General features: G+C 46.4%; 6 protein-coding genes, 1 rRNA gene and 1 riboswitch. Of the genes, 1 reads left to right on the top strand and 6 read right to left on the bottom strand.

Annotated elements, in window-relative coordinates; all coding sequences use genetic code 11:
- The 6 genes from ASF12_RS23490 to queC all read right to left on the bottom strand — a co-directional run.
- Positions 1 to 68: ribosomal RNA gene (locus tag ASF12_RS23490) — 16S ribosomal RNA — on the bottom strand; the annotation flags it as partial.
- A gap of 531 nt (positions 69 to 599) precedes the next feature.
- On the bottom strand, positions 600 to 2,399 hold the full coding sequence (locus ASF12_RS23485) for a dockerin type I domain-containing protein (protein ID WP_056040080.1): 1,800 nt from the start codon (positions 2,397 to 2,399) through the stop codon (positions 600 to 602).
- A gap of 607 nt (positions 2,400 to 3,006) precedes the next feature.
- Positions 3,007 to 3,504 (bottom strand): preQ(1) synthase, encoded by a 498-nt coding sequence (queF, locus tag ASF12_RS23480; protein ID WP_056040078.1) that lies wholly within the window; start codon positions 3,502 to 3,504, stop codon positions 3,007 to 3,009.
- A gap of 195 nt (positions 3,505 to 3,699) precedes the next feature.
- Positions 3,700 to 4,437 (bottom strand): 7-carboxy-7-deazaguanine synthase QueE, encoded by a 738-nt coding sequence (gene queE / locus ASF12_RS23475; protein ID WP_056040076.1) that lies wholly within the window; start codon positions 4,435 to 4,437, stop codon positions 3,700 to 3,702.
- Entirely contained in the window at positions 4,430 to 4,915 is a 486-nt protein-coding gene (locus ASF12_RS23470) for a 6-pyruvoyl trahydropterin synthase family protein (RefSeq protein WP_056040074.1), read from the bottom strand. Before ASF12_RS23470 ends, queE begins: the two co-directional genes overlap by 8 nt.
- Positions 4,912 to 5,625 (bottom strand): 7-cyano-7-deazaguanine synthase QueC, encoded by a 714-nt coding sequence (gene queC, locus ASF12_RS23465; protein WP_056040162.1) that lies wholly within the window; start codon positions 5,623 to 5,625, stop codon positions 4,912 to 4,914. The genes ASF12_RS23470 and queC overlap by 4 nt, the downstream gene beginning before the upstream one ends.
- A 223-nt stretch (positions 5,626 to 5,848) precedes the next feature.
- A riboswitch (PreQ1 riboswitch) is annotated at positions 5,849 to 5,892 on the bottom strand.
- A 202-nt stretch (positions 5,893 to 6,094) separates the two neighbouring features.
- Here queC and ASF12_RS23460 point away from each other — a divergent pair.
- The gene (locus tag ASF12_RS23460) at positions 6,095 to 6,889 is read left to right on the top strand and encodes an AIM24 family protein (protein ID WP_056040072.1); all 795 of its coding nucleotides are present in this window, start codon (positions 6,095 to 6,097) and stop codon (positions 6,887 to 6,889) included.
- The last annotated feature ends 10 nt before the right edge of the window (positions 6,890 to 6,899 follow it).

The raw sequence follows: 6,899 nt of genomic DNA, 5'->3' as shown, positions 1-6,899 counted from the left end.
CGCTCGACTTGCATGTATTAGGCACGCCGCCAGCGTTCGTCCTGAGCCAGGATCAAACTCTCCATTTAGGATGTCTTTTCTTTCGATCAAGATCGAAGGGGAAAGAGCATTTGGTTTGACTTGCTCATTACTTTTTTTGTATCGCTTTACATTAACTAAGTTAATGTGGCAGTTTCACTCGTTGTTCAGTTTTCAAAGAACAATTTCTCTTGCTGTGTTTCTCTGTCCGAACCGTTTATCTCTCGGCCGGAATTAGAATATACCATGGGTTCCTATGTTATTGCAAGTGTTTTTTGAAAAAAGATTTTAATCTTATAACATTTGTTCAAATATATCTTTGTGAAGCCTACCTTGCACTTATAAAATCAGGACACAATGTCTTGTTTAATTCTTAAACTGACATCATAACCACTCCATACAAATTTGATTTAGAAAAATCTAATGAATCTGCTAATGCTTTTAATTTAACCAAATCAACTGCTTAATCCTATTGCCCGCAAATTGAAAGACGTGCTGCTTCCAGTAAATTAGCTTTGTATAGACTTGTATATAAATAGAGAAGAGGGCAGCAAGGGCCCCCTTCTACTCCAAATGCTATTTTACATTTTATAATTCAACACAATGAATGAAATATCCAGAAGGTCAACTGTATTATCGCGGTTAATGTCAGTGCTGCTCGCTTTTACATTTTGCCAGCCGCTTCCTTTAGATTTGCCGAAATACTTCGCTGCAAGCTGCAAATCTGCTAAATCTATTTCCCCATTTCCATTTACATCACCCGCCTCCAGAGGGCCCACATTATATGTCATATCACCGTTAACCTGAGTAGTGGCCTCAACCGCTATATGTCCAGGAACAACAACGCGTATTTTATACTTTCCTTTAGGAACGTGCAGCGTGTAGCCTCCATTAGCTTGCACCTCGGAGATGGCTGCAACAGAGCCATTCGTGTCAATAGCTTCTACTACAACTTTATGAACGCCATCTGAGCCATTGTACCAAATGCTGCTGTAATCTACAGCGCTGCCGAAAGCTTCAGCGGCTATCTTGCCAGAAAGGGTATGCTTCTGCTCTCCTGGCGCGCTCGTTACTATTACAGTAGTATTTGTCACAGTTTCATAGACAAACGCTTCTGAATAGCTGTTTAATGCTCTCAAATTGGACAGTTCAAAATCAAATGCACCTACCGTACCGCTTGAAAAATGGAACTTCGCAAAGGTACCTGCACCACTGTATCCGTTAATATCGCCTGCCAATGATACTACATAGTCGGTTCGCGCATGTCCATTTCCGAGGTCAATGGTTTTCTCACTCGTTATAAGCGCTGTGCCCGCATTTTCCTGATCCTGATAATTCGTCAGTGTAACACTTGGTTCAACTGTTCCTTTAAGCAACTCGCTGTCATACGTCAAGCTGAATTGAGCTGCATATAAATCGTTGACCTGTGCAAAATCTATGGAAACGTCAAAAGCTTCCCCCGTTACCACATTTGATTTAGAAGCAACAGCAGATATCTCAGGTGAAGGCACCTCTTCCTCTTCTTGATATTCCACATAATATTTCGGGTATTCAAAGCCATTCAACGCGGCATCGTAGATAACAATTTCAAATCCATTCGTTCCGTATTGAATAGGTACCTCAATGCTGAATTGCCCATCATCAGTAAAGATTCCAGAATACCTCGCATCGCGAGAATAAGGAATGGCTACTACAGTAATGCCAGAATAATCGCCCAATATATCAACCAACAAATCGCTAATCACTCTTCCACGTATAGTACCTAGACCATTTGCTACTGTTATAGCTGGATTATTCAATTCGGAAACAGGCTCACTCCAATCAATAATACATTCCGCAAGCTGATTCATCAGCAAGTCTGTCTCTTCCAAACCTATCCGTGGAATAATGACATAGTGGCCTTGACCTAATTCAATGTAATCCGAACCCTTCGTTACCATCCCTGAGAATGTTACTCTATAGCTGCCTGGGCTCGTTCCGTTTGCCTCCTCCATAATTTTGCCTTTCCATGTATAGGTACTACCTTCAACTGTGTACACATCTAGTGAAAAATAAGACAAGGCCGTATTTATTTTATAAGTGACGTCAGCATAATCTTTATTAAAATCCCAATTAGGCGAAAATATATAGGGTGTAAGGTTTAGATCCGAAACCGGATCTAGCTGCAAGGAAGCATTTTGCTTTTCACTGAGATCCATTTGCTTAGAGCTGGATGATAATGTTGCTCGTTCCTTATTAGCTGTGGGTAGCAAGCTTCCTGTCGTCTCTGCCTTTGCTCCCATCACCTCTGCGGGAAACAGGAGCGAAATACTAAACACAAGTACCAGTAATAGGGATAACTGTTTGTTTTTAACTGCTTTACGGTAAAACGATTGCTGCATGAAACCCCTCCTAAAGCGATATCGTAGGACTAAATAGATGAACTGCCCCTATAGCCCCCTTTAAAACCCTACTCCAGACTAAATCATGTATATATTAGGCTGTTCGTCCTTTATTCATAAAAGAAAAACCCGGCATCTTCTATGAAGATTCGGGTTTTTCTGCATTTTCGGCTTATGCAAAATATTAAGCTGCTCGCTTTTTAGCCTTTTGCTTTTTTTACACTTTTCTTAGAAGCTTTCGCTTTCAACATGTAGCTGTGGCCACGGCTTCCGCGACTACTACGACTACCTCGACTTCCACGGCTGCGGCGGCTTTTGTGACAGGAATCTTTAGTCGCATCTACGTCGGAATACTTGTATTCGTACAAATGTTTTTCACATGGAACGCAATGATAGCGGTTTACGACGTTGATTTGATGCACAACCTCAACGATTTGCGGATGAAAGACGTCGTTTACTACCGTTACAGGCGGAACAAATACCCGGACAGTTGGACAAAACGGATCGCAAGACATTCAAGGCATCTCCTTTTCTCATGGTCTACTATAATATCCGAGAATGGGTCAGGCCTTGCTTGTGTTAAAGCCTTGCGAGACAACTATCCCTACTAGCGGTTATCTATTTTTTCCGGGTATAAGTCATGGTTCATCAGGCGGTTTTCCGCCATTTGCTCGTATTTTGTGCCCGGCTTCCCATAATTGCAATAAGGGTCGATAGAAATGCCGCCGCGCGGCGTGAACTTGCCCCAGACCTCAATATAGCGGGGGTCCATCAGCTTGATCAGATCGTTCATAATAATGTTCACACAGTCCTCGTGGAAATCTCCGTGATTGCGGAAGCTGAATAAGTACAGCTTGAGCGACTTGCTTTCTACCATTAACACATCGGGAACATAGGAAATATATATCGTGGCAAAATCCGGCTGACCCGTCATCGGGCAAAGGCTCGTAAACTCCGGGCAGTTAAACTTCACAAAATAATCTCGGTACGGATGCTTGTTGTCAAAGGTCTCCAAAATGTCAGGGGAATATTCGAACGTATAATTCGTTCCCTGATTGCCAAGCAGGCTAATCCCCTGCAGCTCTTCTTCTTTTCTTCCACTCATTCGTTGTTCGCTCCTTCTCTTATCCCTCATTGCAAACCTTCTATTTATAAACCCATCTATCTATGCACAGTGAACAAGCGTAAACGCCTGTCGCCATCCTCTGGCGGCAAAGCTTTCGTTTCGCGTAGAAATATAGAGAATGGATGGAAAGACCATATCCTTTCCTATATTTAAATAAAGCTTTACTCCGCTTGGCTAAACGCCGCGTTTGTTGCCCCACACCCAGGCGTGCAGCTGCGGCAGCACCCTCACCTGATTCATATCGCTGCGCACCATCACGCGCTCAATCAGCCATTCATACCGCTCCACGAGCTTGTCGCGCAGCTTGCCATTGTCGCCTTCGGCAAGGTCATCATTGCCCGCTTGGACGAAAAAAAGCACTCCCGGATACCGCGCGTGGACACTTGCGGCATACGCCAAATCAGCGTCGTCAAATACGACGACCTTCAGGCTAAAGCTGCGTGCCGCCTCCGACAGCCGGCTTACGATCTGGTCCAGCATGTCCCAGTTGGTGACCATGCCGGAGCTGGGCGGCTTGGGCGACAACGTCAGCTCGTCAATGTCGAGCAGCCAGTCCTGCCACTTGCTGCCCTGCGTTTCCAGCGCAACCTGAATGCCTGCGGCATGCAGCCCCTGCACCAGTTCGCCCGCATGGCGAAGCAGCGCCGGATTGCCGCCGGACAGCGTCACATGCGAGAACGCTTCTCCGCCGACGGCGTGCAGCTCCGACATGACTTCCGCTGCGGTGAGCATGCGGATCTCATCCTTGCCTGTGCCGTCCCAAGTAAAGGCAGAATCGCACCAAGCGCAGCTGTAGTCACAGCCGGCTGTGCGGACAAACATCGTTTTTTGCCCGATAACCATGCCTTCCCCTTGCACAGTCGGCCCGAAAATTTCCATAACCGGGATACGCGCTTCGGCCTGCTTAAGCATCGGGAGCAGCAGCCTTATCTTGAATTTGTGTAGCCGCTAGCGGCTGCTCCGTCTTTTTGGGGCGGTAAATGACGTAGCTTGTTGGGGTTTCGCGCAAAAACACTTGAACACAGCGCGGCTTGTTCGCCAGCTGATCCAAATGATTTTGCGTAATTTCATAGATGGTGCGCGCAACGACTTCCGTTGTCGGAAAATACTCCGCGCTTTGCGCATGGAAATGCTCGTTGTCATCATTTAAATACGTATGGTCAAAGCGGTCATGAATAAGCCGCTTAATGAGAGCAAAATTAACAAGAAAGCCGGAAGCATCCAGCTCATCGCCAGCGATCGTCACATTGGCGAAATACGTATGCCCATGAATTTGAGCACATTTGCCCGCCTCGGCGCTAGGAATGCTGTGCGCGGCGGCAAAATGCATGTCTTTGTTCAGCTCATAGCTGAAGGGATGTGTTGCAGAAGGGTAAATTTGCTGAATCACTCGGCCATCTCCTCCTTGCGGGAAGACAAATATTGCCGGAGGCCCTGCGATCTGAGCTTGCATGCCGGGCATTCGCCGCAGCCATCTGCGATGATGCCATTGTAGCAGGTCAGCGTCTTGTTTCTGACGAAATCAAAGGCGCCCAGCTCATCGGCTAGCTGCCACGTTTGCGCTTTATTCAGCCACATTAGAGGGGTCTCAATGACGAACGGGTAGTCCATCGCGAGATTAAGCGTCACATTCGTTGATTTAATAAAGATGTCGCGGCAATCGGGATAGCCGCTGAAATCCGTCTCACATACGCCGGTTACGACCGTATGTGCGCCAATCTGCTTGGCAAGTATCGCTGCGAACGATAGAAACAGCAAATTACGGCCATCTACGAATGTCGTCGGCAGGCCGCCTTCTGTTTGTTCAATGGCAATATCGTCCCTCGTCAGCGCATTTGGCGCCAGCTGATTAAGCAGTGACATATCCAGCACATGATGCTTGACGCCAAGCTCCTCTGCAATTTGTGCAGCAGAGTCTAGCTCCAGCTTGTGGCGCTGTCCATAATTGAACGTCACAGCCTCCACAACGTCATAACGCTTAAGCGCCCAAAATAAACAGGTCGTGCTGTCCTGCCCTCCGCTAAATACGACGACGGCTTTTTTCGCCGCTTGTCCGCCTGATGCTGTTTGATTTTGTGTCACTTCTTGTGCTGCTTGCATTTCTTGTGTTGCTGTCATCTTTCATTCTCCTCTCTTCAATGCCGGCTAGAGCCGGAGCATGCAGAGAGATCCTTCGAACATTTTGCCCATAAAACAAGGTGAAACGGCTGAAAGCCATCCTCTGGCGGCAAAGCTGCCGTTTCGCGATGAAATATAAGAGTGTATAAAGGTGAAACTTATACCTTCTTATATTTTAAAAAACGGAATTCATCTTGCCATTCCATTTTCCTTAGTTTTTTATAGAGGGAGTTCGCGAACCTCTCCTGTCGTGATGCGCCGTGTTCGGCGTTCACTCCAGACTTTATATTTTGATACCTCTCGTACTATAGCACAGCTTCGGGCCGCTGAACAAGGGAAGACATTGGACTACAACAAGGAAAACGAGGCTTTTTGTCGAATATATGGGAGACTTGAAATACTTTACCTTCATCATCCAATATAATGCGTGCAACAGGAGGAAGATACGTCAATGGCTTTTAAATTAAATAATGTAAAAGAAAACAAAAACGTCTTCATTCAAGATCAAATGGGCGGATTCAGCATTTTGGAATACAAAGAGGATCTCAGCTCCACGAATGCGATGGAAGCACAAGCGAACTATTTTATGAATCAAAGCAATATGCGCAAAAAACAGCTGATGATTGAGCTCAGCAACAATGAAATTATGATGAGCGCCGGTGCTATGCAGTATATGATCGGAAATATTGAAATGAATTCCGGCATTAAAGGCGTTGGTGGACTAATGCGAAATTTAGTCGCTGGCGCAGTAACCGGCACGTCCGCCGTCAAACCGGTATACAAAGGGACGGGCACGATTATGCTGGAGCCGACCTATCGCTATTTGTGGCTCATTGACGTGGACAACGACCATATCGTCATCGAGGACGGTCTATTTTTAGCCTGCCACTCGACCCTCGAACTAAGCGTAAGCGCACGCAAGACGCTCTCCTCGGCTGCGCTTGGCGGCGAAGGGCTGTTTAATTTAAGCGTTAGAGGAAAAGGCGTGCTCGCTATAGAAGCGCCGATCCCTTCAGAAGAAGCGGTTGTCGTCGAGCTGCAAAATGATGTGCTTAAGGTAGACGGCAACTTTGCTTTGATGTGGTCGAGCTCCCTTGATTTCACTGTAGAAAAATCAGGAAAATCACTTCTAGGCTCCGCTGCTTCGGGGGAAGGTCTCGTTAACGTATACAGAGGAACGGGTCTGGTATGGCTAGCTCCGCTTACCGACTACAAACCGCTGCCTCAAGCAGGAGCACGACGTTAATCCGATATAC

The organism is Paenibacillus sp. Leaf72, assembly GCF_001422685.1.
In the GTDB taxonomy this organism is placed as follows: Bacteria; Bacillota; Bacilli; order Paenibacillales; family Paenibacillaceae; genus Pristimantibacillus.
The sequence above is the reverse complement of the archived record's forward strand: the minus strand, read 5'-3'. Positions and strand labels throughout refer to the sequence as shown.